The sequence below is a fragment of the Oceanobacillus manasiensis genome, assembly GCF_000724085.1.
GTDB classification, from domain to species: domain Bacteria; phylum Bacillota; class Bacilli; order Bacillales; family Amphibacillaceae; genus Oceanobacillus_B; species Oceanobacillus_B manasiensis.
Map to the genome: position 1 here is coordinate 476,867 of NZ_CCDL010000003.1, position 26,603 is coordinate 503,469.

25 protein-coding genes and 1 tRNA gene are annotated in these 26,603 nt (G+C 37.3%); 19 read left to right on the forward strand and 7 right to left on the reverse strand.

What is annotated here, in order from left to right:
- Positions 1-7 precede the first annotated feature (7 nt).
- Positions 8-1,828: an ABC transporter ATP-binding protein gene (locus tag BN985_RS15935; RefSeq protein ID WP_042224673.1), complete on the reverse strand. Its 1,821-nt coding sequence runs from the start codon at positions 1,826-1,828 to the stop codon at positions 8-10.
- Entirely contained in the window at positions 1,818-3,548 is a 1,731-nt protein-coding gene (locus BN985_RS15940) for an ABC transporter ATP-binding protein (RefSeq protein WP_042224674.1), read from the reverse strand. The genes BN985_RS15935 and BN985_RS15940 overlap by 11 nt, the downstream gene beginning before the upstream one ends.
- Before the next feature lie 179 nt (positions 3,549-3,727).
- Here BN985_RS15940 and BN985_RS15945 point away from each other — a divergent pair, with 179 nt between their 5' ends.
- Both BN985_RS15945 and BN985_RS15950 read left to right on the forward strand, forming a co-directional pair.
- On the forward strand, positions 3,728-3,916 hold the full coding sequence (locus BN985_RS15945) for a hypothetical protein (RefSeq protein WP_042224675.1): 189 nt from the start codon (positions 3,728-3,730) through the stop codon (positions 3,914-3,916).
- A 13-nt stretch (positions 3,917-3,929) separates the two neighbouring features.
- Positions 3,930-4,181, forward strand: a complete 252-nt coding sequence (locus tag BN985_RS15950) for a spore coat protein (protein ID WP_042224677.1) — start codon at positions 3,930-3,932, stop codon at positions 4,179-4,181.
- A gap of 45 nt (positions 4,182-4,226) precedes the next feature.
- On the opposite strand, the gene BN985_RS15955 is transcribed toward BN985_RS15950, so the two are convergent.
- Positions 4,227-4,865, reverse strand: coding sequence for a hypothetical protein (locus tag BN985_RS15955; protein WP_042224678.1), 639 nt, complete (start codon positions 4,863-4,865; stop codon positions 4,227-4,229).
- Between the two features lie 199 nt (positions 4,866-5,064).
- Here BN985_RS15955 and BN985_RS15960 point away from each other — a divergent pair.
- A tRNA-Val gene (locus BN985_RS15960) sits at positions 5,065-5,137 on the forward strand.
- Between the two features lie 96 nt (positions 5,138-5,233).
- Entirely contained in the window at positions 5,234-5,707 is a 474-nt protein-coding gene (locus BN985_RS19260; protein ID WP_095149340.1) for a DnaA N-terminal domain-containing protein, read from the forward strand.
- Positions 5,708-5,942: 235 nt separating this feature from the next.
- On the opposite strand, the gene BN985_RS19100 is transcribed toward BN985_RS19260, so the two are convergent.
- Together BN985_RS19100 and BN985_RS15975 are read right to left on the reverse strand one after the other, a co-directional pair.
- The gene (locus BN985_RS19100) at positions 5,943-6,092 is read right to left on the reverse strand and encodes a hypothetical protein (RefSeq protein ID WP_156960151.1); all 150 of its coding nucleotides are present in this window, start codon (positions 6,090-6,092) and stop codon (positions 5,943-5,945) included.
- Between the two features lie 732 nt (positions 6,093-6,824).
- Positions 6,825-7,562 (reverse strand): SDR family NAD(P)-dependent oxidoreductase, encoded by a 738-nt coding sequence (locus BN985_RS15975; protein ID WP_042224681.1) that lies wholly within the window; start codon positions 7,560-7,562, stop codon positions 6,825-6,827.
- A 154-nt stretch (positions 7,563-7,716) separates the two neighbouring features.
- On the opposite strand from BN985_RS15975, the gene BN985_RS15980 reads away from it, so the two are divergent.
- Both BN985_RS15980 and BN985_RS15985 read left to right on the forward strand, forming a co-directional pair.
- On the forward strand, positions 7,717-8,328 hold the full coding sequence (locus tag BN985_RS15980) for a TetR/AcrR family transcriptional regulator (protein WP_176463542.1): 612 nt from the start codon (positions 7,717-7,719) through the stop codon (positions 8,326-8,328).
- Between the two features lie 205 nt (positions 8,329-8,533).
- Positions 8,534-9,082, forward strand: coding sequence for a nucleotidyltransferase domain-containing protein (locus BN985_RS15985; protein ID WP_042224682.1), 549 nt, complete (start codon positions 8,534-8,536; stop codon positions 9,080-9,082).
- A 31-nt stretch (positions 9,083-9,113) separates the two neighbouring features.
- Here the strand turns inward: BN985_RS15985 and BN985_RS15990 are convergent, their stop codons facing one another.
- Positions 9,114-9,308 carry a hypothetical protein gene (locus BN985_RS15990; protein ID WP_042224684.1) on the reverse strand — a complete coding sequence of 65 codons (195 nt, stop codon included), beginning with the start codon at positions 9,306-9,308 and terminating at the stop codon, positions 9,114-9,116.
- 139 nt (positions 9,309-9,447) lie between these two features.
- On the opposite strand from BN985_RS15990, the gene BN985_RS15995 reads away from it, so the two are divergent.
- From BN985_RS15995 to BN985_RS16010, 4 genes are all read left to right on the forward strand, one after another.
- A complete protein-coding gene (locus tag BN985_RS15995) occupies positions 9,448-9,954 on the forward strand; it encodes a GNAT family N-acetyltransferase (protein ID WP_042224686.1) in 507 nt (168 codons plus the stop codon).
- Positions 9,955-10,112: 158 nt separating this feature from the next.
- Positions 10,113-10,625 carry a GNAT family N-acetyltransferase gene (locus BN985_RS16000; RefSeq protein ID WP_042224687.1) on the forward strand — a complete coding sequence of 171 codons (513 nt, stop codon included), beginning with the start codon at positions 10,113-10,115 and terminating at the stop codon, positions 10,623-10,625.
- 111 nt (positions 10,626-10,736) lie between these two features.
- The gene (locus tag BN985_RS16005; RefSeq protein WP_042224688.1) at positions 10,737-11,972 is read left to right on the forward strand and encodes an MFS transporter; all 1,236 of its coding nucleotides are present in this window, start codon (positions 10,737-10,739) and stop codon (positions 11,970-11,972) included.
- A gap of 62 nt (positions 11,973-12,034) precedes the next feature.
- Complete coding sequence (locus BN985_RS16010) at positions 12,035-12,520, forward strand: GNAT family N-acetyltransferase (RefSeq protein ID WP_042224689.1); 486 nt, start codon at positions 12,035-12,037, stop codon at positions 12,518-12,520.
- 69 nt (positions 12,521-12,589) lie between these two features.
- On the opposite strand, the gene BN985_RS16015 is transcribed toward BN985_RS16010, so the two are convergent.
- Positions 12,590-13,717 carry a CAP domain-containing protein gene (locus BN985_RS16015; protein WP_052360717.1) on the reverse strand — a complete coding sequence of 376 codons (1,128 nt, stop codon included), beginning with the start codon at positions 13,715-13,717 and terminating at the stop codon, positions 12,590-12,592.
- 436 nt (positions 13,718-14,153) lie between these two features.
- Here BN985_RS16015 and BN985_RS16020 point away from each other — a divergent pair, with 436 nt between their 5' ends.
- From BN985_RS16020 to BN985_RS16060, 9 genes are all read left to right on the forward strand, one after another.
- A complete protein-coding gene (locus tag BN985_RS16020; protein ID WP_042224691.1) occupies positions 14,154-14,663 on the forward strand; it encodes a DUF3231 family protein in 510 nt (169 codons plus the stop codon).
- Positions 14,664-14,796: 133 nt separating this feature from the next.
- The gene (gene proC / locus BN985_RS16025; RefSeq protein ID WP_042224693.1) at positions 14,797-15,588 is read left to right on the forward strand and encodes a pyrroline-5-carboxylate reductase; all 792 of its coding nucleotides are present in this window, start codon (positions 14,797-14,799) and stop codon (positions 15,586-15,588) included.
- A gap of 70 nt (positions 15,589-15,658) precedes the next feature.
- The gene (locus BN985_RS16030; RefSeq protein ID WP_042224694.1) at positions 15,659-16,129 is read left to right on the forward strand and encodes a hypothetical protein; all 471 of its coding nucleotides are present in this window, start codon (positions 15,659-15,661) and stop codon (positions 16,127-16,129) included.
- A 143-nt stretch (positions 16,130-16,272) separates the two neighbouring features.
- Positions 16,273-22,356: a lamin tail domain-containing protein gene (locus BN985_RS16035; RefSeq protein ID WP_052360718.1), complete on the forward strand. Its 6,084-nt coding sequence runs from the start codon at positions 16,273-16,275 to the stop codon at positions 22,354-22,356.
- Positions 22,357-22,516: 160 nt separating this feature from the next.
- Complete coding sequence (locus BN985_RS16040) at positions 22,517-22,852, forward strand: hypothetical protein (RefSeq protein ID WP_042224696.1); 336 nt, start codon at positions 22,517-22,519, stop codon at positions 22,850-22,852.
- Positions 22,853-22,901: 49 nt separating this feature from the next.
- Entirely contained in the window at positions 22,902-23,099 is a 198-nt protein-coding gene (locus BN985_RS16045) for a hypothetical protein (RefSeq protein ID WP_042224698.1), read from the forward strand.
- 120 nt (positions 23,100-23,219) lie between these two features.
- Positions 23,220-24,197, forward strand: a complete 978-nt coding sequence (locus tag BN985_RS16050; protein WP_084157581.1) for a peptidoglycan DD-metalloendopeptidase family protein — start codon at positions 23,220-23,222, stop codon at positions 24,195-24,197.
- A 149-nt stretch (positions 24,198-24,346) separates the two neighbouring features.
- Positions 24,347-26,035 carry a DUF2207 domain-containing protein gene (locus BN985_RS16055; RefSeq protein WP_042224702.1) on the forward strand — a complete coding sequence of 563 codons (1,689 nt, stop codon included), beginning with the start codon at positions 24,347-24,349 and terminating at the stop codon, positions 26,033-26,035.
- Between the two features lie 189 nt (positions 26,036-26,224).
- On the forward strand, positions 26,225-26,551 hold the full coding sequence (locus BN985_RS16060) for a hypothetical protein (RefSeq protein WP_042224703.1): 327 nt from the start codon (positions 26,225-26,227) through the stop codon (positions 26,549-26,551).
- Positions 26,552-26,603: the final 52 nt, after the last annotated feature.

Genomic DNA, 26,603 nt, shown 5'->3' on the forward strand with positions numbered 1-26,603 from the left:
AAAAGGTTCAGTTTGCCTTCTCGAGTAATTGACCTTTATACAGATTGTAATAACTTCCTTCAAGCTCAAGTAAAGATTCGTGGCTGCCTTGCTCAAGAATTTCCCCATGTTCAAGCATAATGATTTTGTCCGCTTCTTGAATGGTGTTTAAACGATGAGCAATAACAAAGCTCGTTCTGCCTTCCATCAATCGTTTAAGAGCCTCTTGAATTTTTAATTCTGTGATGGTGTCGATATTACTTGTCGCTTCATCCAGTATCAGAATGGATGGTTCTGCAAGCAATGCTCGGGCGATGGTGAGCAATTGTTTTTGCCCTTGGCTAATTCCACTACCAACTTGGTCGAGCATCGTATCATAGCCATCAGGCAATTTTTCAATGAATTCATGTGCATTCGCATCCTTTGCAGCTTGCACTACTTCCTCATCCGTTGCTTCAAGACGCCCATAGCGGATGTTTTCCTTAATGGTAGCATGGAAGAGGAAGGAATCTTGTAAGACAAAGCCCATATGTTGGCGTAGACTAGAACGCTGGATATCTTTTAATGCATTTCCATCGAGCCGAATTTCGCCTTCATCATAATTATAGAAGCGGGAAATTAAATTGACGATAGTCGTCTTACCAGCACCGGTATGCCCAACGAGGGCAACTGTTTCACCAGGCGCAGCTTCAAAGCTAATATCATTTAGAATTTTACTGTCTTCGTAACCGAAAGAAACATGATCAAACACAATCTTTCCTTCCGTGTCTGATAGCTTTATTGCACTTTTTTCATCGCTTTCCTCTTGTTTCTCGTCTATAACTTGAAAAACTCGTTCTGCTCCAGCGATGGCGGATAGCAGAATATTAAACTGATTGGATAATTCATTTAAAGGCCTGGTAAACTGCCTTGCATATTCTGTGAAAATAACAATGATCCCAACAGTTATAAAACCATTAATTGCAAGTATTCCTCCAACAAGGGCAATAAGTGCCATACTCAAGGCATTAAGTGAATTCATTACCTTTGGAATAAAGCCGGCAATGGTTAATGCCCAGAACCCAGAATGATTTAGTTTCTGATTACGCTCTTCAAATTCTTTGATGACGCGTTCTTCTTGAGAGAAGCTTTTTACAATATGCTGTCCCGAAACGATTTCCTCTACATAACCATTCACTTCACCTAGGTTTTTTTGTTGTAATTTATAGAGTGGTCCTGTTCTTCTTGTGATCCAGCGAATGCTGAAAAACATCGCAGGGATAATCGACATGGTCACTAACGTTAATAATGGACTTAAATAAAGCATTACGCCAACAGTTCCAAATAGGGTTAACACACTTGAAAAAATCTGGATGACCGACTGATTCAGTGTATTGTTAACATTATCAATATCATTGGTAACACGACTCATTAATTCACCATGCTGCCTTTTATCAAAATAGGATATAGGCAGGCGATGAAATTGGTAAAATAAATCGGAACGCAACGAATAAACGGTGTTCTGCGCGATATCTACCATCCAAAAGTTTTGTAGAAAAATGGATAGGGAGTGGAACAGAAATATAATAGCGAGCCAGATTAACAAAGTGGCAAGTCCTGCACTTTCTTTTGTAACAATAAAATCGTCAACTGCCATTCCGATCATATAAGGGCCAAGTAGGCTGAGCCCAGCGCTGGCAACAACCATCAATATCACTAGAAAAAGCTTAAACTTTTCCCTAGCGAGGTAAGACCAAATCCGTTTAAGCGTCCCACGGGCGTCCTTCGCTTTCCTTGCTTTATCTTCCTTTATAGTATCTACAGGGATTTTTTCATATTGAAAAGGCTGCTTTAATGAATTATTTCGCATATGCATACTCCTTTCCAAATTGGGATTCCACAATTTTTTGATATAGTTCAGAGTTTGCGAGCAGCTCTTTATGTGTTCCGGTAGCAAGTAACTTGCCTTCATCCATTAACAATATTCGGTCAGCACGCATAGCAGTAGAAATCTTTTGGGTAATGATTAACATGGTGCATTGGTACGTATCGATTGCATCAAGTAAACGAGATTCTGTTGTTAAATCTAACGCACTTGTACTGTCATCAAGCATTAATATTTTTGGTTTACGAATTAATGCACGAGCAATCGAAATCCGTTGCTTCTGACCCCCTGAAAGATTGACACCTTTTTGACCAACGCGGGTCTCATACTGATCATCCAGACCCATGATGGTGTCGTGAATTTGAGCATCCTTTGCTGCCTGCACGATTTCTTCAGTCGTAGCCTGATCTTTTCCCCAAGCAATATTGTCTTTCACCGATCCTGTAAATAAAAGTGGACTTTGCGGCACATAACCAATGCTTCCGCGCAGTTCATCAAGCGAATAATCGGTGAGCTGCTTGTCATCCACAAGGACTGTTCCGCTTGTTGGGTCATAGAGCCTTGGGATAAGCTGGAATAAAGAGGTTTTTCCTGCTCCGGTAGAACCTATAACAGCGAGTTTCTCCCCTGCAGCAACCTCAAAAGTCATTTGCTTTACAACCGTTTCTTCCGCCTCAGGGTATGCAAAGGAGACATCTTGAAATGCAACAGAGCCTTTATTTACATGGACACCATGGTTTACCGTCTCAGAATCCTTCAAATCCACTTCCAAATTTAATACCTCACTTAGACGTTCAGCAGATGCCTTCATCCTAGAAAATGCCATGATAATAAAGGTAAACATAGAAATGGCCATTGAGACACGAAGCGCGTAATTAACAATTGCAACGACATTTCCGACAGAAGTATCCCCAGCTATGGCCTGAGCGTTTCCAAACCAAATAATGAAAATGAGGCTTAAATTCATTACAAATAACAATACTGGCATGGAAGACTCCACAAATCGAAAAGTAAAACGTGTACGATCAGCAAGTTCTTTGTTTGCTGTAGTGAAGCGATTTTCTTCATGTTTTCTCCGGAAAAATGCCTTAATTAACCGCATGCCAGCTAAATTTTCTTGCATGACCAGGTTTACTTTGTCGACGCTTTTCTGTACTTTATCGAACAGCCCGCTCGCAATCTTCAGTATCCATAAAATAAATCCAATTAGTAACGGAACCGTAATAAGGAAAACAAGGGATAACTTCGCATCCACGATAAATGCCAGTGTTACACCACCAATGACAATTAGAGGTGCTTTTGAAATGATGCGTAAAATCATAAATACAGTGTTCTGTACCTGCCGCACATCATTAGTAAATCGTGTGACAAGTCCGGAAGTGGGGTACTTGTTTAAATTAGCAAACGAAAATTCCTGTATTTTAGCAAATAATCTTTCCCTTATGTCATGGGCAAATCCCCAGCTGACATGGGAGGAATAAAAGGAGTTAATAATTCCGCTAATGAAACCGATTAAGGATAGACCGATCATAATACTGCCCCACATCACAATATTATCAATATCCTGATTAACCACCCCGTCATTAATCATTTTTCCTAGAAATAGAGGTAACAGCAATTCAGCAGCCAATTCCACAAGCATTAGCAATAACGCTGCAACGGCTGCCAGCTTATACGGTTTAATAAAAGAAAAGACTGTTCTCATGTTGACTCTCCACCTGTCATTAAATAATCCAATATTCTTCCTATTATAATAGGAAAGTATGTTTTTATCCACTCATTTAATTCGTGTTTCGAAATAAAAAAGAGTTGGGGACTTTGTATGCATAGTGCATTTTCCTCTGGGAAAAATAGATGTGTATTTCTCAGGAAGGGGTAATCGTAATGAATAATGGCTTAACAGAACTTGAATTGGAAAACCTTCGTCACATTATTGGTGGACATGGCATGATTGCAAATAAGCTTGAGGCTTATGCCCAAAATTGCACAGATCCGCAACTTGTTTCCATACTGCAAAAAGATGCACAAGATGCTAAAGCAGCACAACAAAAGCTTATGACATTTTTAGGATAGGGAGGAATTTTACATGCTTTCAGAAAAGGATATCGTGAATGACTATCTTGCAGGGTTAAATGCAAGTTTAACAGGATATGCAAGCTATATTAGTGAGTCAGACAATGAGCAATTGCGTCAAACACTAATTCAACTGCGTAATCAGGACGAGCAGCGCCAACGTAACTTATATAATTATGCAAGCCAAAAAGGGTACTACCAACCAGCAGCACCAGCAAACCCACAAGTAGTACAGCAAATCAAAAGTCAGCTTTCCCAGCAGTAGTATTGTTAATAGCAGGACAGCGAGGAGATGCTGTCCTGTTTTTCATTATTCAGGAGGGAGTTTGTAAGTCACCTCTCCTTGGGCGTTTAAGAACTCCATTTTTGGTACATCGTTCTCGTCTATAACCATACGAATTCTTTGATTTCCCTTTTTATCATTAAGATGGACTGTCATCTCTCCATCTTTGTTTTTCCCCATGAAAGCTCGCTCAACATTTCCTTTAAATAATTCCGCCAACTTTTCTTGTTGATCTACTATACTCTTATCACTTTTTCGAATTCTTTCTGACTCCTTAATTTGTTCGGAGAGTGGGGTTGATGGGCGATCAAAGATAGAAAATCCATAATGTCTTTCTTCGTTCTCTTCGACATACCTCATTTGTACTACTTGGTCTTGTTTATATTGATCAAAGGTTAGAGAGGCAGAAACCGTTTCGTTACCATTCTCATCTTTACCATTTCCGTAAATCAATCCGCCACATTCATCTTCGTTTTGGTTGTAAAACATTATGCCCGATATAGGATCTTTTTGTCTGTGCCCGGGAAGAATATCTTCTCCATCCATAAGAACTGGTGGAATGTTATCTTGGTTGAAAAGCGACAATTTCACTTTCCCCGCGCTGTCAATAATATTTAGGCGCTCAGCATTTATTTCTTGAAAAGTTTCTTTCTTGTTATTTGACATATGTAGTACTCCTTCATTTTATAATTGGTATATTATTACCATTCTCTGTGAAGGAAGGGAAATCCTTTAAGTATCTGTACTATTATTTGGAAACTCTTAAAATATCGGCTCATGGTCACGCGAAAACTATCATGCTGCGCTATTCTTAGTATTGACAGATATAAAGATATTTTATATAGTAGATTTACTGCAAATACACGATTCCGTAGCTCAGCTGGGAGAGCGCTACCTTGACAGGGTAGAGGTCGTTGGTTCGAGCCCAATCGGAATCACTACTTGAAAGGAACGTTAATCCGATATATATCAATGGATTAGCGTTTTTTTATATAAAAATATACATTAAACAAATGGAGTAGGAGGAATAGATAGTGAAGTTTAAGTATTTTAACGATACGAATAGAATAGTGAAAATACATGCTGCTACCTTTTCTCATGGTACTGTTGCTGATAGTAAGCCAATAAAGCCATTAGAAGAAAGAACCTTTATTTTACCTGAAGGAACGTATCCTTGGGTGAAAATGTGGGATTATGTGGAAGCAGGGCTTACTATCTTAGTTTCTCCTACATATGACGATATTGAAGAAAATAAAATAGAAGATGATCATAGATGGGGAAAAATATTAGAATTAATATCTAGTAATATCTCCTCTGGTTCCTATGAAGCTTGGTTTGCACACACCAAAGCGAGCTTTACAGAAAAAACACTCACCATTTACTGTGTGAATGTATTTCAGAGGGATTGGCTAAAAGATCACTTTATAAGCCTTATCGCTACAACTGTGAATGAGGTGATAGGGGAAGAATTAGATATAATTGTTATAACAGAGAATGAGGATTTATAAATTACCTCACTCTCTGTGTATATCTCGAATTGTTTTTTATTTAGTTAAATTTAACATTCCAATACTATCAATCCACACATTCTTATTCCCGCTCTTCTAAATAATCATTCTACTATATTGCGTGTACCTAGACTCGATTGATACGGTATCAGTGTAATAATTGTCTCTTGAAAATGATAATCCAACACTTTGAGGTGTAAACTTAAAGTGTGTTATCGAGAGGTTCTACCTTTTATTATTTGCGTTTAATCTCTTTTTTGTCTTTTGACTTGTTATCATTCTCATTCTCTACATAGTTTTCAATTTCGGAATTAACATTTTCTTTAGCTTTTGAAGTATACTCATCCTGATTAACAAGTCTTCGTTTGTCTACTTTTCTCCACATAATTAATTTCTCTCCCTTACGGTTTATAAGGTATTGTATTCGAAGTTTATATGATTGGAATGGCTGTTGCCGTGAAACAATAGTTTATTTTTTCGAGCTTCAATTTAATAATGGTTTAGTAGATGTCAAAATGTATTATTAACTATGAAACCTGTCCAATCTTTTTCTATCTATTTTCATATAGTGTAAGGAAGAAGGGAGGGTGAATTATTATGTGTAATTGCAATTCTTGTCAAAAACACCAAAGTCATAAATGTGGGTGTCACAAAAAGCATGGCCATGATAATAACAACTTTCTAAGAAATAGTTATTTTGATCATCCATGGTTCCGCACAACAGCTATTTGCTCTTGCCAAAAGAAAAAGTATCACAGTTTTTGTGATAGATAGTACTAAAGTATTAACTTATTGGCCTCTTAAAAGAGGCTTTTTTTTGTCATATTATATTAGCGTTGGTCCGAGTATTGTTGAATTAAGTACATCCCCCTTAAACCCTGACTTTCAAGGAAATGAGGTTGGATCTGTATTAATTGAATAATATTAAAGATTAGAGGGGAATGGAAAGATGTCCTTCTGTTTGAGAATAAAATATGAATCGAATAGCTGAAACAAATAAGAGCAATAACATTGTGTGTGACTTCAAGTAAGTTAAGGTAATTGCGAGATTTTCGGGTAATAAAAAAATCAGCGAGGAAGATATCCCCGCTGATTCAATGATTAACTTACTATTTTGCTACTGTGCAGTATACCCACCATCAACAGTCAAGCTGTTACCTGTCATATATGATGAATCATCACTTGCTAAGAACAACACCGCTTTCGCCATTTCTTCCGATTTTCCCAGTCGTTTCATCGGTGTGATGGAAGATAATTCTTTTTTATTTTCTTCTGGAATGATTGGTGTATCAATGAATCCAGGACATAAAGCGTTAATGCGAATATCTTTTTCTGCATATTCTAGGGCAAGGGAACGAGTTAAGTTAATAACCCCACCTTTTGCAGCATTGTATGCTGCACTTCCAGGTGAACCGACCCAGCCATACATGGAAGCAGTATTGACAATCGTTCCGCCACCATTTTCAAGCATTCCTCGGATTGCCTCACGCGCTACTAAAAATACACCGTCAAGGTCAACATTAACTGTGTTTCTCCACTCACTATACTCCAAATCATGAGATGAGTGAACGCGTCCAATTCCTGCATTATTAAATACGATATCTACTTTATCGAATATACTTGTAGCTTGTTTGAAGACTTTAGCAACTTCTTCTTCACTCGTAATATTTGCTTTAACAAAAAGAGCCTCTGCTCCTTGAGCTTTTAATTCTTCTTCGAATGCTTTTCCTTTTTCCTCATTCAAATCAACAAGAACTACTTTTGCGCCTTCTGACACAAATAATTTTGCTGTTGCTGCACCGATACCAGATGCCCCACCAGTGATTACTGCTACTTTATTTTGTAGTTTACCCATAATAGATTCCTCCAGTATAATAGAATTGATAGTTTATTCATGCTTACAATTTAATTTTATTCCTTTACCATTTTTTAACCAATCATTAATCATTTGCAAAGTGTCTAATCTGTAGACATTTTCGATGAAAGTGTCTGTTTTTGGAGGTTTTTTTATGAACGGCAAACTTGAAATGCCATCCCAGCGCCAAAATCGAACAAGAGAACATTTGAAAACATCCCTTATTGCTTTAATTAAAGAAAAGGGATATCAAGCTATTTCTGTAAAAGACATCGTAGATCATGCTTTGTATAATCGAAGTACATTTTATGTCCATTATCAAGATAAATTTGAACTTACAAGAGACTTAATGAACACCATGCTACAAGGCTTAGAAGATTCTGTAGGTAGTCTGTTTGTGCCAGGGCGAACTGTATCTACCACGCACCTTAACTTAGATTCTTTCAATATTGTTTCTTACATCTATGAAAACAAAGATTTTTTTGAGCTAATTAAACACGAAGATACAATCCCTGGGTTACACACTAGGTTTCCCCAGACTATCTTAAAGATTTATCAGGAAAAATTCACCTTTGAGACAGTTAATCATATCCCTGTAAATATGGCATATTTCACACGCTATACAGCGTATGGTTTTTATGGACTTCTTCTAAACTGGATTAATCTAGGGTTCAAAGAAACGAAGGAGGAATTTATTGAAGAAGTGATTACTTTAGCGAGAACACACATGCAGTCTATTAAGTTTGTTGATAATGAAAGCAACTAGTCTCTGTAATTTAGGGGGGTTAAAAAAAGAGGGAGGTGCAAGTTTTCAAAATTATAATCTCATTCTAAATCTATCCTTAGCACACGGGGCTTTACAATCCATTGCAAGGAATTGTCACAATTGTGATTGGTTCCGCAGGCTTGAAATAGTTAAGCAAAGCATTTGAGAAGCATGTTTAATAAATGCTTATTTCAACTGGGAGTTGATGACTTTCCAAAACATTGAAAAACAAAGTAAATCACAATTAAAGGTATTGAGTGAAATTAGTTCTATATCTGATAATCTTGATATGAATTTCTGGTTACGTGGAGGTTGGGCAATTGATTTTTTACTAGGCAAAATCACTCGACTTCACGACGATATTGATTTAATAACATGTATACAAAACAGAGAAAAGTTAGAGGATGAACTTGAAACAGCTGGTTATGAGAAAGTCTCTGTTAAAGAAGAATTTCGGGATAGGCAGTCTGATTTTCGCAAGGATGAAGTAGAAATCACGATTGGATATATTTTTCGTTTAGAAGATGGAAACATTATTATGAATGGATTGCATGAATGGTTGTGGAGAGCAGATTCTTTGTCTTTAGAAACATTTAATTTAAAAGGAATATCGGCTTTAGTGATAAATCCAAAACAACTGTTGGAAGAGAAAGAGATTTATGAACAAATTGGGAGACCGCGTCGCAAAAAGGACACTGTAAGCAAAAAAATGTTAGCTCAAATAATAAAATGTCAAGAGTTTAAAGATTCTTAAGGTGTATCCGGAGAAATAGTAACTACTCTATTTATTCTTTCTCTTCCTTAGTTAAATAAGAAGCGAAAAATAACGATATTCCTAGTGCCACAAAAGAAATGGATAGGTATTGTTCTTTAAAAACAAACCCTCCAGTATAAGTTTCAACAAACAAGTAGATTCCAAGAATTAAAGATATAATACCAAGGGCAAGGTTCACTTTTCCAAATAGCGTAAGATTCTTCACTAATAAATCTCCTTTATTGTAAGTGTTAACTGTTAGTACGATCAAACTCGATTACAGGTTTCATCAATAGTAATAGAGATTCACGTTATAAATTTTCCTGAAAGATATACTAGAACACACCTGGCGGGAGGGATATTGGATGATTCGAGTAGCAACAGAAGCTGATGCACAGGCAATAATAGATATCAAAAAGGATATCATTCTTTCAGGAAAGACAACACGGTATTTTGTATCTTCTCCAAATGAATTACCAATGGATGTTGAGCGAGAAAAAGAAACAATACGAAAATGCCTGAAGAGAAATAATCTTTGTGTAGTTTTTGAAGTTGAAGGTTATGTAGTTGGATTTATGATTTTTCGCCGCTATGAACCCACTCGACTAAAGCATGCTGGTTCAATGGGTATGGGTATTAGAAATGGGTATACAAATAAGGGTATTGGTACATTATTACTTGAATACCTTACTAACTGGGCTCGAAAACAGAGGGACGTAGAAAAAATTTGTTTAGGAGTAACATCAATAAACGAGAGAGCCATTCATTTATATAGAAATTTCGGGTTTGTAGAAGAAGGGAGACAAATTAAACAGATTAAATATGAAGATGGTTCTTACGCCGATGATATCTTAATGGCTTATTATGTATGATGAGTGTGAAAGATCAAAGGATTAGCCACCCTTTTCTATAATTGGGAAGAGAACGTGAGGTTGTTATTTAATTACTTTATTTAAAAGTTACGTATTGCTGAACTATACTTAAAATTTTGTTAAGATTATAATTAGTCTAAATGAGAAAGGGTTATAAAATGAACAATAACTTACATATTCGGCCATACGAAAAAGAAGACTTGGAATTCATGTACAAAATGAGAACTAATTCTGATGTAATGGATTATTGGTTTGCTGAACCTTATACAACCATGGAGAAATTAAAGAAAGCCTATGAAGAACTACAAGAAAGCGAAGCTAATAGACAGTTCATTCTTTATCATTCAGATGAAAAGATTGGCTATGTAGGTCTTTACGGTATTAATCTCCGCCACAGCTTTGCTAAATTTGCCATTATGATTGATCCTGAACAGCAAGGTAACGGATATGCTGAAGATGCGACACGATTAATGGTCGATTACTCCTTTAACCAACTAAACTTACATAAATTATCCTTAGATGTGATAAAGGTAAATGAAAAAGCCATTCATATTTACGAAAAAGTAGGTTTTCATGTAGAAGGGGAGCAAAAAAAGCATTACTTTGTGAATGGTAGCTATCATGATGCATATATGATGAGTTTATTTCAAGAGGACTATGTTAACCAATAGTAACTTCTAGATAATGTGTATGTGTTTTATATTCGCGGACATACTTTATCTACTTTTATAGAAGTTAACTTTTACTAGAATCTTATTTGTATATCTTTTAGGGAGTTTAGTATGAAATCATTCCTAATAAATAAAAACTTTACATCTATGTGGCTTTCAGAATTGGCCACAGTTCTTAATAGCCGTCTTAGAGAACTGGTTATACCACTTATTGTTTTAGGTTTAACCAGATCGCCACTAGTTACTAGTTTAGTAATGTTATCACAGCAATTAGGTACAATTATATTTGCTATACCGATAGGAACCTGGGTGGAGTCGAAGAATAAAGTAAGAGTGGCTACGATATGTAACCTCTTTTATGCAGTATGTATTTTTTTACTAACATTTTTCATTGCATCAGAACAATACAATTCGTTATTGGTTGCTATTTTGCTATTCGTCATGGGAATAGTAGCGTTAATTAGTAGAACAGCCTTTTCCACAATGATTCCAAATGTAACCGGAAGGGATAAATTAGTAGAAGCTCATACGGGCTTAGAAGCCGCTGATGCTTTTAGTACATTTGTGGGTCCAACCATCGGTGGCTTATTGTTAGCATATTCTGGAGAAAGTGTAACTTTATTTATCTGTGGTTTATTATCCATTATTTCCATGTTCTTTATTTCCAGAGTTCAATATACTGAAAAAGTTAAGTACACTGAGACTTCTAACTTAAAGATTAAAAGAAAAAGATTTATTCAACAAACAAGTGATGGCTTGAGATATATCTTTTCAACTCCCCAGCAAATAGTGTGCATATTGGTTATAAGTAGTTTAAGTTTTTCTACTGTTTTCATAATGTTAACGGTGATATTTCATGCTAGAATAACCTTAAATTTATCCGAGGGACTTATTGGCATAGCCTTGTCTTGCGCAGGTGTTGGAAACATGGCTGGGATCATTATAATGAAATGGTTCAAAAATGTTAATTGGCTATTGTTTCTAATTGTTCTACTTACCGTTTCAGCTTCTGGCATTTTACTCATTGCTTTGTTTAAAAACTACCTTTTTTTATGTATAGGTCTGCTTGTTTTTGATGGCGCACTTTCAATGGCTTTTATAGTTCAGGCAGCAGTTCAGCAAGGAGTTACACCTGATGAGTTATTATCTCGAGTTAAAAGTGCAACGTATGTAATTAGTGGTATTTTTTCGGTGCTAGGGACTTTTTTAGCTGGCGTCATCCCAGAATATTGGTCTTCAGAAATCGCTCTCTTAGTAGGATTTCTACTTTTAACTGGTCCTGCTATTTATATAATAAAATATCACTCATTAAGTGATAAATTAAGTCACGTCAAACCAAGATTATAACTAAAAGGAAGATTGTTAGGAACAAAGGACCTCTCAATAAAGATTTTGGAGACTGGATAAAAATGATAATTATAGAGAATAATTTACGTTTAAGATCTGCCCAACTTCCAAAGGACATATATCATGCATTCCCTTGGTATCAAGACGAAGAAATACTATTTTATTCAGAAGGGGAAGGTACCACACCTTATGACCTTCAGACAATTGAAAGAATGTATAAGCGTCTTATGGAAATTGGGGAGCTTTATATTATTGAATACTTTCAAGCGAATAGATGGTATGCTATCGGGGATGTAACGTTATCTAGAAATATGATGCCAATTGTGATTGGTGAAAAGGATTATAGGGGTAAAGGGATCGGTAAATGTGTGATAACCATGCTAATCAAAAGAGCGATGAAGCTGGGCTGGTCGAGTTTAAAGGTTAATAAAATTTACACGTACAATACTCCTTCCAGAACTTTGTTTGAGAAATCAGGGTTTGTAAAAGTGGCTACTAAGATTGATAAAAAAGGCAGAGAGTATAATCAATTTGAATTGGAAATATAAAGCCTAGAAAATACTGGCCTGCCAACTCGGGGATTTGAGGGCAGGCCATTTTTCAACAATATCAATTAGTTATTTTGTCAAAAAATTCTCCGTATAATAGGGTCTTGCATTTTCACCAAAGGATACACCGACAGCAAGCGTTTCGTAATTCTCTTGCAAAATGTTTTCCCTATGTCCAAGTGAATTCATTAAGCCTTCATGAGCAAAGATACTGCTTGGTTGCCCAGTAGCGAGGTTTTCCCCGGCAGTTCTGAAGGCAATATCGTCTTTCGCCATGCGATCAAAAGGAGATTGGCCATCTAGGTTTGTGTGACTGAAATAGCTATTTTCTGCCATATCTGTGCTATGATCTTGAGCAGTTTTACGTAAGGGCTCATTCCATTCAAGTACAGGAAGGCCGTGCACCACTCTTGCAGCATTTGTCAGATCAAATAATTGATATTCCAAGCCTTCTTTTAACTCTTCGTCGGGATCAGTATAATATGCTTTCTTCTGCTGTTCCAGCTCCTCACTAATTATCTGTATGGCAGTCAGAGTATTCTCCTCATGCTTATCATAAAACATGGTTACATAATTATCGTCTATATTAAATGTGTCATATTCCTCTTCGTTCTGAACTTGATATCTCACAGCCCCTTTTCTTATTGCGTTAAGTGGATCTCCAAGAGCAGATAGTACTGAATCTCTAGGACTGTCGAATGCAATGTCTCTGGTAGAGGATAATAAGTCCTGATTCGTATATAACCCAGCAACATTATTATCTTCATCATATGCAGCCATAAAAAAGTTTTGATAATTCTCGTGATAGCTCACCCATTCTACGCCATACTCGTTTGTGGTAGATCTTTGTGGAGCGCCAATAATTTCTTCTACTTGAGAACGCTTATCTCCAATCTCTACATTGTGTATAGAAAATGACTGCTCTTCCGGAGCATTAAGTTGAGGCTTCTCAGCATCAGGTTCTCTAGTTTGTTGTTCCTCTTGCCCCTCTTTAATAGTCCCTAACAAATTTTGTATTTCGTGATTGATCGTTTCTATAGTGGCAACAACTTTAGGATCCTGTCTTATATTATTTATATCAGAGGAGATTTCTTCATAGACACCGGTAAAACCAGCTTGTTGAAAATCTTCTCCATAAAAATGCCAAAATCCCCAGGCTATTAGCAACAAGGCAATAATATTACGTAATTTAGGCATATATTCACATCCTGCACAGAGTTCTAATTTAGTTACAGTAACAAGTACCTACAGTATGAACAAACGTACTGAATAATAGAAGTGAAATTTAATACTTGTCCATATAACTAGTTTATTATGGTAAGTCAATTCCCTTTTTTCGGCAAGATAAATCGAATGTTAGTTTGAGGAAAAAGAAGAAATACTAAAATAGAAAAAAAGTAGCGGTGTGAGGTATCAAGAGACTAGAATGCTGATTCTTTCTATCTAATATTGTGTACCATTATTAATTCCGACTAAACTGCAGAACACTTCATAAATATTAAAATTTGATTTTCTAACAATTATCCTAGCAGTTGAAATTATTAATGGATAATATGTTCCAAATCATACCACAATATAACTGTGCACGGAAGAAGGTTGGCACACTTGTTATTAATTTGTAAGGAGGGATTAAATGGGTATTTTAAGTGGAAATCCACAGGAAGAACCAATGCATTATGGTGAAGTTTTTAGTTTGTGGGAGTTTGTGATGGTTTGCAATAAAACTGCAGCTGACCATGAGATGTTATTGAATCATGCAGGAGATGAAGACTTAAAAAAACTTCTCAAGGATGTAATTGAAGGAGCTAAGCAAGAAGCAAAGCAAGTTTCAGAAGTACTTACAAAAAATGGTGTAGCACTTCCGCCAGCTGCGCCAATGCCTCCACACGTTGAATTGAATGATATTCCAGTAGGGGCACGTTTCCAGGATCCTGATATAGCGGCTGCTGCTTCGGCAAAGATCGCTGCAGGGCTAGTAGCTTGTAGTCAGATAATAGGGATGTCCATACGTGAAGACATTGCAATGATGTTTGGCCAATTTCACATGAATAAAGCAGCTTTGGGCAGCAAATTTTTAAAACTAAATAAAGATAAGGGTTGGCTTGTTCCACCACCACTCCATCAAGCACCAATAGAAGAATAAAAAATGCACGAAGCCTTCACGTTAAAGTGAGGGCTTTTTTGTTTTTTCAATTCTTACTCTAACCTATTTGCCCTTTATCCTACCCTATACTAAAATAATACAGGTATAAAGAGAATGCGGAGAGGGTTTTTACATGAAGAAGATTGGATTTATTGGTAGTGGAAATATGGCGGAAGCTATAATTGGTGGAATGATGAAGGCTGGTTATCTGCCTGAACAAATTGTTGCATCAAATCGAAGTGAAGATAAACTTTTACACCTTAAGGATGTTTATGGAATCCAAACAGTTGAAAGTAATGAAGAAATCGCTCGACTGTGTCATATAGTGTTTCTTTCGATTACGCCAGATAAGTATCCTGTTGTAATTGATGAGATTAGAGATTGCATTCAAGATGAGACAATTGTGATTCTTATTGGTGGTGGAGAGGGTATTGCAGAAAATGAAGCGAGATTTGGCAGAAAGGTAAAGCTAGTCAAAGCAATGCCAAACACACCAGTCCTTGTAGGAGAAGGGTTGACGAGTCTGAGTTTCAATTCTCTTATTAATGAGGAAGAGCAGCGGCAGCTTGTAAATTTATTTAACAGTATTGGTAAAGCCGAAGTGATTGATGAGAAGCTCATGGATACAGCAAGTGCAGTTGGTGGCTCATCTCCTGCATTTATGTATATGTACATAGAGGCATTAGCTGATGCCGCAGTATTATATGGTATGCCAAGAGAAAAAGCATATAATATTGCAGCACAAGCAGCATTAGGTGCAGCAAAAATGGTATTAGAAACAGGCGAGCATCCAGCTAAATTAAAGGATGAAGTTTGTTCTCCTGATGGCACCACCATTCAATCTGTTGCAAGTTTAGAAGAAAACGGATTTCGGAATGCTATTTTGCAGGCAGTTCGTGCAAACATGGAAAAGATGGGACACTAAAACACCTACTCAAATTCATCCATATTATGGTAAGCTTTATGAAAAGGCTCATACATAATGGAGGGATGATGTGGGGATGCAGTATTCGTATGTTGGAAGACGTGAAGTTTTAGTTTTCTTGTCAATTTTTTTCTTTATAAACACATTTAGAGATATGGCCAGTTTTGGATGGTTCTCATATTTTTTAATCCTTTTTGCAGCCTTTTTATTCGCAACTGCCTTTCTTCGTTATTCTTGCGACATTAATGAGGAATCCATTGCCTATCACATCATGTGGATGGGGCTTCTCCTCTATAAAAAACGAGTGACACCAAACCAAATAAGTCATATAAAATTTAAACGATATGGCTGGGCAACAAAGGGTGCTGTTGTCCACACGTATAAGGGTTTTAACATCCGGCTCATCGATTTTATACCTGTAAAGCTATATGAAGATTTAGGTGATTTTTCTGATAAGCATGAAATTCCTTTTGAAAAGTCCAAGGATTATCAAATACTGGAAAAGTTAGCTCGGGATAGAAAAAAACAAGTATCAGAATAAAAAGTATTGCGAGAGCCTATGTGAATATACAGGGCTCTTTTTTACTGTGTTTTTTTCCTTTACAAGAATTTCACATTAAATACATCTCCTGTTAACAGTTGAAATCTATAATTAAATAGACAACTTTAAATGGAGGGAAGAGAATGAGGAATAGAAGGGTACATAGGCTATTTGCCGCAATAACAGCGATATTTTTATTTGTTTCAACACTGTTACAACCAGGTACGATCGCATTAGCAGCTGTCGAAATACCAGATGGAAAGAAAATAGATCAAAATGGAGAGACGGCTACTACAGACGAGCCACTTGAAACCGACCAAGACATCATAGATACTTCTTCAGAGAAAATCGCTATAACTTTTCAGCATGAAAAACCTCCTATCCTTACTGATTCTAAGTCTCAGGACATAACAGTGAGCATCCCCAACGCAGAGAACGCCCAACTACATTACAAATCAACAAAAGATTCCAAGCCAGTACTTGTAGATATGAACAAGGCTGCAAGTGATGCATTTACGGCATCTATTCCAGATACGGCCTTATGGGCTGAAGATGTTGCTTATTGGTTTACAGCAGCCAATGCAGAGAGCCAAGCGCAATCAGATGTCTATACTGTAAAGGTAGACAAGCAAGTGGACAGAAAAGATGAGCAGGCGCCAAAGTTATTCATTGCAGAAGCCAATTTGGATGAAGAGCCTTTTATAGAAATCTACAATAATACAAATCAGACTTTGTTGCTTAAGGATTATCAGCTTTTCATAGGGGAAAAGGAAGTTTCTTTTCCTGAAGATCGGAAAGTATCTCCGCAGGATACGGTGGTTATTTGGCCTACAAAGAGTGGGGCTGATATAAGTCAGTTTAATAAGCACTATAATGCAACAATAGAAGAAAAAGATATTATCATTATTGAAACGACTATTTCTTCTGGAGATGTTCCAATAAAGCTAGTGGACAAGGAGTCAACAGAGATAGTAAGCCTAGTAAACTATATTTCTAATGATACTAAGAGTCAGCTTTTTTACTACAGCAACGGTGAAATGAAGAATGGTGGGAACGCAGAGGCCGCTACACCTGGAGTATTGGTAGCAGGTCAAGTTCCTGAACAGCCAATTGTTATTGAATCAGAAACAGAAAAAAGTACAGAAGAAACAAAAGGAACAGAAAATGATGCTTCCAAAGAGGAAGATAAGCCTACAACAGCTGAAGAAAATCCAGAGCAGGATACGACGAAATCCCAGACACTAGAAAAGAAAACAGACCAGGTAATGGATCACGAGGAAATTACAGAAATAGATGGGAATGCAGACTTAACTATAGAGGCAACTGTTAAAGAAGCCTCAGAGGTCACTGTAGAGTACAAGACAGGAAAAGGAATGGAAAAAAAGGAACTTCCCCTAACAAATAAGGAGAGTTCTGATCTATACTCCGTAACTATTCCTAAGGAAGAATTATGGTCACCACATTTTAGTTATCGGATTATAGCAAAAACCAATGATAGTGAAACATTTAGTCTGCCGGAAGCAGGTCAAGTAGAAGCAGTTGTTACAGTGGAGGGCGAGACAGATTTCCAACAGGTACCACGCATTCTCATTACAGAGATAACACCAGACACGGTAAATGTTAATGGTGCAGATGCTTATGAATTTATCGAAATCTACAACAACTCCAATCAGGCTATTAATATGCAAGACTATCAAGTTATTTATCGCTATCCAACCAATACAGCGGACCAAATTTGGAACCTTACCGACGATAAGATTATTCAGCCACAAGAAAGCTTTATCGTATGGATTAAAAATGGCGGAAACCAGGAGTTAGAGTTGGCTGATTTTAATAATCACTATGGATTCAATCTGCCAGAAAGTCATGCTACAGAAATTCAAAGCGCTGGAATGGCGAATGGTAGTGAACGTACTTTAATTGTTGCGGATAAATTTTCAAATGAAATCGTTTCTGCAACTTATAATAAAGATGGTAAAGATGTCTATCCCGATAAAGGAATCGTATATAGCTATCCACGACAAGGGAATACCATGCTAAAAGTAGGCATAGGCGAGACGGTTACACCACTAACTATTGTTGACGGTCAAGTGCCACAAAAGCCGGTTGTAATTGATGATTCTTCAAAAAAACCGGTTATTGCGGAACCGAATTTTTCAATAACGGAGGAAAACATTACAGTTGAGGTGGAAATAAGGTCTGATCAGGAGATACTTGGAGCAATTCTCTCTGTTCAGCAAAGCAAGGACATAGACTTCCAAACGTTGCACATGGTTCCGTCCGAGGCAGATGCTTCTGTTTATACGGTTACCATTCCACGTAAACACATTTGGAGTGACCAGGTAACGTATTTTTTAACTGCTTCCAACCAATCTGGAGAGACAAGCACTGAGCAAAAAGATATAAAAATACCAGCTGAACCAGTTGATTATCAGAAAGTCCCTGCATTGCTGATAACAGAACTTGTACCGGATACAGTAAATGCAAATGGTGCAGATGCTTATGAGTTTATTGAAGTATATAATAATTCAACTGAAACGATTGATTTTAGTGATTACACATTACGTTATCGTTACCCAAATAGAGGTGCCGAAGGAGATTTAATCTGGGGACCAGAAGAGGATCAAGAAGTTATCATACCATCAGGTGAGACAGTAGTATTTTGGGTTATTAACCACGGAAATACTGATAAAGGTTCAGATGATTTTAATGCTAACTTTAACAGTAACTTAATTGAAGGGAAAAATCTGTTTAAGATATACAATGATGGAATGGCTAACGGTAGTGAGCGTACTCTTATCATTGCGAGCAAAACAGGTGAAGAGCTTTCCTATGCTACTTACAATGAAGTGGCAGGTGTGAAAGACACTGTTCCGGATAAAGGAATCTTTTATCGTTATCCAACAGGTGGTGGTCTTCATACTACAAAAATTAGTGCAGGTGAGTGGGAAGCAACGCCAGGGAAGGTTATGACAGAACAGGTGCCACCTGAGAAGGTTCAGCTCCCAGAAGATACTATAAAGCCGGTAATTGAAATTGCATCAATAGAAGGACCTATTACTGCAAAACAACCTATCACACTATCTGCAAAAGTGACGGACCAACTTGGTGTGAAATCAGTCTTTCTATACTATCGTATAGATGGAACGGATGATTTCCGAAAGGTTAGTTTGGAAAGACAGAAAGATGACTACTATGGCCATATCGTCTATGAGCCAGAATTGATTGGAAAAAGCGAACTGGAATATTATTTTGTTGCTAGTGATGGTAGAAACCGAACAACATCAGAACGGATAAAACTTGCGATCGAAAATCAAAACTTACAGGAAGGACTACGTCTGAATGTAAGTAACGAGGACTTGCTGTCTGGAGAAAAAGTTATAAAGGCAACAACAGATCAATACAGTACCGAAACAGAACTTTATATTGACGACAATCAAGTAACGGATACATTTATGGCCATGGAAACAGAAGCCTATTTTGCTTTTGATGTAAAAGATACAAATATTTATTTCCAAAATGGTGTTACCATGGGCGATGAAATATTGGAAATTTTTGATGATACGTACACGAAGTTTACAACAATTACCGTACCAATTTCTGCAGAAAGATTAAATCAAGGTGAAAATACGATAACTATACGCTCTGGCAATAAGGTGAGTCCATTTGATGACGAATCAAAGGAAAATAGAAATGACTTTACAATTCGGAACATTCGCTTGGTATTGTCAGACGGAACGACTTTATATGATCCACAATATTCCGATCCAACAAAAAATCACCCAATCGGGGATAACCCAGGGAAAGAGTGGGTATATGATTTTAACTTTGAGCTAGAGGAAGAGCAGTTCACCTCCACAGCATATCTATTTGATACAAGCACTGTAGAAGATGGTGAACATAAGGTTAAAGCTGTTTATGAAGAGGAAGAAGTTGAAGCAACAGTGGTAACGGATAACACGGCGCCAGTGCTGAAGCCTACAATTGTAGAAGGGGAGACTTATAAGGGTGCACTCACAATTGACGCGGAAGCAACGGATACGGGTAGTAGTGTAGAAGAAGTTACGGCTCAATTGGATGGAGAATATATTTCTCTTCCATATGAAACTTCATCTGCCCTGTTATCGGCTGGTGAACATCATGTTATATTCCGAGCCACCGATTTGGCTGGGAATACTGCAGAGGAAAAGGTAAGCTTTTACGTTGTAGAAGAAAATCCGCTTTTACCAGACTGGCTCTCCAACGATGCCGAGGGCACCAGTGCTAATTTATCTGTTAAAGTAACGGACCCTACAAACGATGTGATGGATGTCGCTTTCTACGAGTCTTATCAATATACAGCTGAGGATGCTAATCTTGTCATCTCAGAAAACGCTGTGGATACAGAGCCTCCAAATGGATACATGCCAGATGGAGAGGAACGTCTGATCGAGAAGCAGCGTGAAGCATTACAAAAATTAGATGGAAACGAACTGTCAACAGAGTCTGATTTACAATTTCCTTACCATCGTTTCGATGTAACAGTTGATGAGATGGTTGATGAAAATGATGAAATAGAAATTGTGTGGGATGGATCTTCCCTTCCTGGTAGAAAAGTAACCATGTATGCATGGAATTATGCTACGGATAGTTGGGATGTATTAACTTCGACGATTGCTGGTGAGGAAGCATTTCAACTGATTGGTTCGGTGAGTGGGTCTAAATACTTACAAGATCACAAAGTTAGTGTGATTGTGCAGGACCAAATAGCAGACATTGGGGAAGATTTTAGCTTTATCTGGATGGCAGATACCCAGTATTACTCCGAGAGCTACCCTTATATTTATGAAAAACAAGTCAATTGGATTGCTGAAAACCAGCAGGAGCGTAACATAGAGTACGTATTTCATTCAGGTGATCTAGTGAATGTCTATGATGATTTTGACCAATGGGAAGTAGCAGATCAGTCCATGCGCGTACTAGACGAAGCTGGCATTCCGTATGGCGTTGTAGCAGGTAATCATGACGTTTATAATAAAAGTCGTGACTACAGGAATTACTCCGAGTTCTTTGGAGAAGAACGGTTCGCAGGAAATTCATATTACGGTGGATCCTTCGAAGATAATCGTGGACATTACGATTTAATCTCCGTAAATGGAATAGACTTCATTATGGTACACCTCGGGTGGGGCATTGAGGAAGAAGGAATTGAATGGTTAAATGAGGTGTTGGAAGCACATCCAAACCATAAAGCAATTCTAAATGTACACGAATATTTACTCGCTACAGGTAACAGAAGTCCAACAGGTGATTTATTGTTTGAAAAGGTTGTCGTACCAAATGAAAATGTATTCGCTGTTTTATGCGGACATTATCACAATGCACAAACGTTAATTGATGAAATAGATGATAACGGCGACGGGACTCCAGACCGTTCAGTGTATCAGATGTTAGCCGATTATCAAGGTGGTCCTGAAGGTGGCCAAGGTTATTTAAGGATATTAAACTTTAACATGGATGAAAATAAGATCGATGTAGAAACTTATTCTCCTCACCTTGACAATTATAATTATTACGATCCAAAAGATTTTCCTGGAAAAGATCAATTTTCATTAGATTTTGATATGGCAGCACAAACAAAAAAAGTTGCTACCGATTATGTAGAGGTAAATGTTTATACAGATGAACTGATTGGAGAAGTAACAGGTGTACCGAGTGGGGAAACGGCTTCGGTAACTTGGAATGAATTAAATCCGAACAGTGAATATTTCTGGTATGTCGAAGCAACAGATCAATACGGTGGAAAAAAACGTTCGGACATTTGGCGTTTCCTTACAGTTGATGGTGAGATTGTAGAACCAGATAATCCAGAGGATCCGGATATTCCAGAAGCCCCACAAGATCCAGATGAGGGAAATGCTGGAGAGGATGGTGAGAAGCCGGGAGAAATAGCGGATCCTGGAAATCAGGAGAATCCAGTTGTAGAAAATCCTTCCGCTGATAACGATCCGGATAAAGAAAAAGATGAAAATAAACAGCCAACAGATCTGAATGACAACAAAGATGATAATCAGGTCATAGAGAATACAACCCACCATGGTGGTAAAAGTGGAGGATCTGCTTTGCCGGTAACGGCCACAACGATCTACCTGTATCTCCTATTGGGAGCTATCATGTTGTTGAGCGGAGTCGGCATTTGGATGGTTTCTTATTACCGCAAGAAGTACTTGTTCGGAGATGTGAATTAAGAAATCTTAGGCTTGTTTTTTAAAACCGTAACTCTGTGAGGGTTACGGTTTTTTCTTTTATTTTTTTCGAATTCCAATTAGTATATTGGAGTTAATAGCTTAGACTGTATCTATCCAATTATCAAAAATCTTGGTATGATAAAAATAGAGGGGGGACATTATGAGGAAGCAATTTATTTACTTATTCATTGCAACACTGGTTTTTTTCGGTATTAGCCAGGCGACAATATTGGTGCAACATATACAGGAAACTGCTTCCTCAGAGGAGACAGTTTCAGCATTTAAAGACATACAGCAGATAGAAATTGCCCATATCACAACTGGTGTTGTTTCTTCAGATGTTGATAAGGTAGATCACCCCCCTTCACTGCCACCATTCTTAACAAAAGCAATTCCAAGGGGAAAGCTCTTAACAACAGAATTGCTTTTTCCTGATAGACCAAGATACACGTGGCACATTCATATAAAAAAATACCAGTCCAACTATCTCTCCTAGTTCATTTTATTCTTTTATCAGAAAATAAGATGAGAAGAGGAAATGATAGATGATGCAAACAGACAAACCGTATTGGAGAGAAACAACCGAATGCTATCTCTCTATAGCATTATATATGGCAATGTTTATTGGTGTGTTTATTGTTAGTGGTGAACTGACTGGAACAGACTGGCTAAGCTATTTTGGTCATTTTACTTGGACATTTAACACAGAATTTTTTAAAGACCTTATGCAGTCTTGGCAATAATAGAGAATTACACCCGGAACTTTTAGTTTCGGGTGTTTTTGTCTTTTAATCTATAACCGAAACTTTATTAGTTATGAAACGTATTAAAATTAAGAAGATCTATTGGTTAGGGGAGTGTATATGCGCACAATATTGAGAGTGAGTTTGAGTTTGCTATTTCTTTTTGCAATGACAGCTTGCACCAGTGATAAAGATGTTTCTGAATCTAAGGAAGTAGAAGGGAAGGGAAATACAATGGAAGAGACAATACCAGCAGCCGAATTTCCCGATCAATTTCTTTCGGGTAACTATGAAGTACTTTATAATCAGTTGAGTAAATCTTTCCAGAAAGAGGTCTCATTTGAGGAATTTAAACGTATTGGAGAGCAGTTTAATAGTGGAGTGAAAGGTTTTTCCCTTACATCACAGTTGAACTCTCCAGGTGTGGTGGAATATCAATGGGTAAGTGAAGAAGGAAAGAAAGGAATAAGGGCTAATTTCACCGAAGATCATACAATAGTGGGATTACAGGTATTAAACATAACAGCCAATTTAGAAGCAGATGCAGATTATACAAAGAATACCTACCAAATGCCAATTAACGAGCCTTGGTTTACCTTCTGGGGAGGCGTGAACGAGCTTGTTAACTACCATTATCCTTATGATAACCAGCGGTATGCTTATGATCTAATTATTAAAGATGGAGAAAGCAATTTTGAAGGTGATCCGGAAGATAATGAAAGCTATCCTGCGTTTGGTAAAGATGTTGTAGCACCTTTAGAAGGTGTTGTTGTTTCTGTAGAAAACGATATGGAGGACAACACACCTGGAGTTGATACAAACACGGAGCAACCTCTAGGAAATCATGTCATTATCAAACATGAAAATAGTGAATTTAGCGTGTTAGGCCATTTTAAGAAAGGCAGCATAATAGTAGAAGATGGGCAAAAAGTAAAGTCAGGAGAGTTACTTGGTTTAGCTGGGAATTCCGGGAATTCTACTGAGCCCCATATTCATTATCACGTAGCAGATAGTGCAGAATGGGAGGAAGCTACCTCGATTCGCATTAAATTAAGTGTCGAGGAGCCGGTACGTGGAGAAATTGTCGAAGGATTTTAGTTTTGAAAGCAAGTTTAAGAGACCTTCCATGTGGGAGGTTTTTTGTGTTTAAGGAATATATATCATGCACCCTGTGAAACATTATGAAACATTATGAAACTTTTTGTTAATTAATCCGTATTACATATTAACTAGAGGGGGCGTAGTGAGTGAAGAAAATAGGATTATTGCTTAGTATTTTAACGGTATTCTTACTTTTTCCTAGCCAAGTATTGGCTGTAGATTATTCTATAGAACAATCGAGGATCGATGCCTACTTGCAGGACAATGGTAGTGTCCAGGTTAGAGAATCACACACTTATTCATTCGACGGAGAATTTAATGGTATCACGCGTTCCCTTATACCTAAAGAGGAGACGGCAATTCGTAATGTAGTTGCACGAGAAGGGGACGCGATACTTGAGGTAGAGCAGGAAGTTAATAATTACCGTATATACCGAAGTGGTTCTGATGAAAAGATAACAATTAATATATCTTATATGATTGAAAATGGCATTGAAAAATATACAGATGTTGCTCGGTTCGACTGGCCATTTTTTGATAAAAGCAATGAATCAGATTATGCACAAATGGACGTATACGTTTATCCACCTGAACCAACAGAGGGAGTCATTGCTTATGGTGAAGATGAAGCTGCAGGTACAGAGAAGGTAGAGGAAGAGGGCGTTGTTCATTTTGCAATGGGATTTGTTGATAGTGGCCATAATGGTGATATTAGAACGACTTTTGATGCGTCGCTTTTCCCTAATACTCCTTTAACAGCGGATAAAGCTATGCGCGAAGAAATCCTTGTGGGTAAAGAAGAGCAAGAACAAAAACAAGCTGCCTATGAAAAGAGGCAAAACTTTTTCACAAATATTTCTCCCTATGTAATTGGGGCTCTCACCGTTTACTTACTGTTGTTAATTATGTATGTCGTTCAAAAGAGAAACACTATTCAGAGGGAGGCTGATCGTCGCTTTGGTAATTCATATTTTGTGCCAAAAGAAGAAATGAGTCTACCAGCTACCATTGCCTATATGAATGGACGTCTGATAAACGAAAAGACGATGACGGCTGCCTTACTAGATTTGGTACGGAAGGGCTTTGTAAAGCATGATGGAAAAGAGCAATTTACGGTTATCAAACGCGAAACAGACCATAAGCATGAATCCATTTTAATTAGTTGGTTATTTGATAAGATTGGTCGTAATGGGGAATTTACCCTACAGCACTTAAAGAAATATACGAAAGATAAAAAGAATCATAAAGCGTATCAAGGTGATTTCCAAAAATGGAAACAGGCAGTGATAAGTGAAGTTAAAAGCAATAAGTTAACATCAACAGAAGGTAAATTACGAATTGCCGTAGGGCTCTCTACTCTATTAATGCTGCCACTTATTATCTTATTTGGAATATATGAATTGTTTCTTAGCATGGCCTTAACAATTGTTTTCTTCGGTACCTTCCTAAGTTTTGCAGGTCTATATTCCCCACGAACAGTAAAAGGGGCGCGGATCCATAAACAGTGGCAAAGTTTTCAAGAAAAGTATCCTTATTTAAAGGAACAGGAATGGGGAGAGCTACAGGATGATGACCAAAAGCGTGCCTTTATTTATAGTCTTGGCACTCATAGCAAAAAGGCGAACAAAATGAGTGAACAAATGATGAAGAATACGCCAACATATAATAGTGGGCAAACTGATTTTGTTATGTTTATGGTAATTGCCGCTGCAATCAACCATAACTTCAAAGAGGCGCATACGACTGCAGCAGCTGCATATTCCTCTAGTGGTGGTGGAACACCAGGTGGAGGTGCGGGAGTTGGTGGCGGTGGCGGCGGCTCCGGTGCATTTTAAAAGGTCACGCTCGTGGCCTTTTTGTTTTTTACTTTTAAAAATCACATAAGAAAATCTCTATAAGTAGATTTTGTAATTCACATTATAATCAGATATTAATTATTTAAGTCTTCTATATATATATGTCCGTATGAAAAGATTCGGTATAGTAATTAATTATAACGATATTGAACGGAAGGAGTTCTTCAAATGAAAGCTGATAACTCTGTAGGGTTCACATTATTATACTTTATTGGTGCTACAATAGTATGTCTGCTTCCTATTTTTCTTTGTACTATATTTCTTGCTGGTTTTAACGATTCCGGTGCTTCTTTTAAAACTTCAACTGAAGCTGTAGCATGGTCATTACAGATGATGTTGTTTCCTTTAATTATTGTTCTACCATTCTACTTAATCATTCTTGGGCTATCTGTATTTTTAAAAAAAGAAGTAAACAGGATAATATACCTTGCTCTTGTAGGCATCGTGTTTTTAGTTATCTTTTTATTTTACTACATGATAGCCATAGGAAGTTAGTGGAGAGGAATGAATGAAAAACTGAAACTTAGTCACCTAATTGATGGTCGTA